Raw genomic sequence first — 1,809 nt, 5'->3', positions numbered from 1 at the left:
CTACCGGGAATGCCGAACATTTCCAGACCGCTGGAAGCACACCATGACAAGGCACCGCACAATAGCGCCTCTACCCATCGGTTCTTCCGTTCCACGCCGTCGTAAATCAGGCGACCGTAACAAATGGCAATTGCCAAAGCGGAGCCGGATATCTGCGGCCACGAGTTTCTCAGGCCGTTCAATAAGTCGGCCCACAAATCAGGGTTTTCTTTCATCTTCATAATCCACCCCATTGAGATAATGGGCGTCCGTGGGGTGAGCTATGTTCGCCCCTGTGAGTTGGTTAAAAGTAATAAGTTGATACTTAAGGTATGTTGTTAAATCAGCCAAATATCAACCAACAACCGGAGGAATGGCTGATAACCTCCGTGAAAGGCTGTTACATGAAATATAAATTTGAGGAAGTTTCCACGGAAAAAAATGGTGTAAAGATTGGCGATGAGCATATTTACGCATTAGATGCGGCAATTGTATCTTTGGTAAATACACTGCACAAACATAATCCTAAGCTATCTGAGGAATTTCTTTTACAGATGGATTATCAATATTCCCTTAATAAGAAAGATAGAGAGATTGTTGCTAACGATATTGCAAGTCTCGCCTCGCTCATATATAGCATCCTAAAAAAACCCGATTAATCTCATTTTTATCATGGATACTTACGCTATTTTTTATCGGGTTTATTGTCTCCTCACTAAAAGGCGAATAGGATTTTTCTTTTCCTAAGTATCTGTATAATTTAGATAAAAATAAATTAACTGCGGCATTATCTGAATTGATATTTAATGCCGTTATTTCTTCGCTAACATTACCTTCCTTCACAGACAAAACAATTTCCATCATTCACCTCGTTAGTGAGTTAATAGGGTGCCGTTACCGGAATTCCGGCATCGGGTAAGTTTCAAATGGTTAGGGTGATGACCGTAATAAGAGAGACTGAGGTTCTGGAAGTGAATATGGTGATAAAATGAAAAAAGGCCGCTATTGCGACCCATATCAAGTTATTAAGATATCAATATATTAATAATCACCGTGCCATACAAAGTCATCACTACCCGTTCGGTGCGATCCGTAATGGACTTCATATACTGAGCCTAAATTAACTACTTCTATCTCGGCTTTCTCTTTAGTGGCATACACACCCGCTAAATGCCAAGGGGAACCACGCACAACCCCCCAACCAAGCACAAAACCAGCATTCTCTGGATCTGGCTTTAAGCCTTCTTCTACAAACATTTCTATCTCCTTTGATTGAATACTCGGAGAATAGATTATTAATTGGTTAACTACAGATCAATAAAGCGCAATTAATTATGCGACGTTGGCAGTAATTTTCAGTGATGGGAGATCGTTATGGTTATGCTCAACCCTTACAGGCTCATTGGAGCACTCGACATCATAAACCTTGCTATATTTCTCTGAGATTTTCCCCTTCAACGTGTCTTCAATTAGTAACTTATCACGTTGCCATACCTTAAAACTTACAGAACTGGCAGTGTTATTCTCATTTAGACCTGAAAGGGTGACTGTTAGCTTTTTCATTTGTGGCTTCCTAACTTTAGAATGACAAACAAAAGGCCACCCACAGGCAGCCTTGAACTAGTCGGTCTGGCCGACAGGTTGAGTTATCCGTTATCAAATAAACGTTATCCGTGATGAAAATAGGATTTTGAACTACCAAATAACTTTTGGTAGTTGGATAAAACCGTCGAATTCATCTTTCATGGGTGTTTTTACCCCGATCAGTTGTCAACCCTAAGTTGACTACGGGTAGATGTGAAAAAGCCCCGCGAGTGCGAGGCTTGGAAT

At 40.9% G+C, this 1,809-nt stretch carries 4 protein-coding genes; 1 reads left to right on the top strand and 3 read right to left on the bottom strand.

Annotated elements, in window-relative coordinates; genetic code table 11:
• Window positions 1–215, bottom strand: a 215-nt coding sequence (locus Xbed_RS18545) for a phage holin, lambda family (RefSeq protein ID WP_086114292.1), incomplete at its 3' end; no start/stop codon positions are given.
• Window positions 216–383: 168 nt separating this feature from the next.
• Between Xbed_RS18545 and Xbed_RS18540 the strand changes: the two genes are divergently transcribed.
• Window positions 384–638: a hypothetical protein gene (locus tag Xbed_RS18540; protein ID WP_139837545.1), complete on the top strand. Its 255-nt coding sequence runs from the start codon at window positions 384–386 to the stop codon at window positions 636–638.
• A gap of 382 nt (window positions 639–1,020) precedes the next feature.
• On the opposite strand, the gene Xbed_RS18535 is transcribed toward Xbed_RS18540, so the two are convergent.
• Together Xbed_RS18535 and Xbed_RS18530 are read right to left on the bottom strand one after the other, a co-directional pair.
• Window positions 1,021–1,236, bottom strand: a complete 216-nt coding sequence (locus Xbed_RS18535) for a hypothetical protein (protein ID WP_086114290.1) — start codon at window positions 1,234–1,236, stop codon at window positions 1,021–1,023.
• A gap of 75 nt (window positions 1,237–1,311) precedes the next feature.
• Window positions 1,312–1,542 (bottom strand): hypothetical protein, encoded by a 231-nt coding sequence (locus tag Xbed_RS18530; RefSeq protein ID WP_086114289.1) that lies wholly within the window; start codon window positions 1,540–1,542, stop codon window positions 1,312–1,314.
• Window positions 1,543–1,809 lie beyond the last annotated feature (267 nt).

This window comes from Xenorhabdus beddingii, from assembly GCF_002127545.1.
GTDB classification, from domain to species: domain Bacteria; phylum Pseudomonadota; class Gammaproteobacteria; order Enterobacterales; family Enterobacteriaceae; genus Xenorhabdus; species Xenorhabdus beddingii.
Note: the sequence above shows the minus strand (reverse complement) of the source record. Positions and strands in the feature narration are given on the sequence as shown.

Bases quoted from the DNA above. Each gene is read 5' to 3' on its own strand.
- Xbed_RS18530 (WP_086114289.1), bottom strand. From the start codon at position 1,542: ATGAAAAAGCTAACAGTCACCCTTTCAGGTCTAAATGAGAATAACACT.
- Xbed_RS18540 (WP_139837545.1), top strand. From the start codon at position 384: ATGAAATATAAATTTGAGGAAGTTTCCACGGAAAAAAATGGTGTAAAG.
- Xbed_RS18535 (WP_086114290.1), bottom strand. From the start codon at position 1,236: ATGTTTGTAGAAGAAGGCTTAAAGCCAGATCCAGAGAATGCTGGTTTT.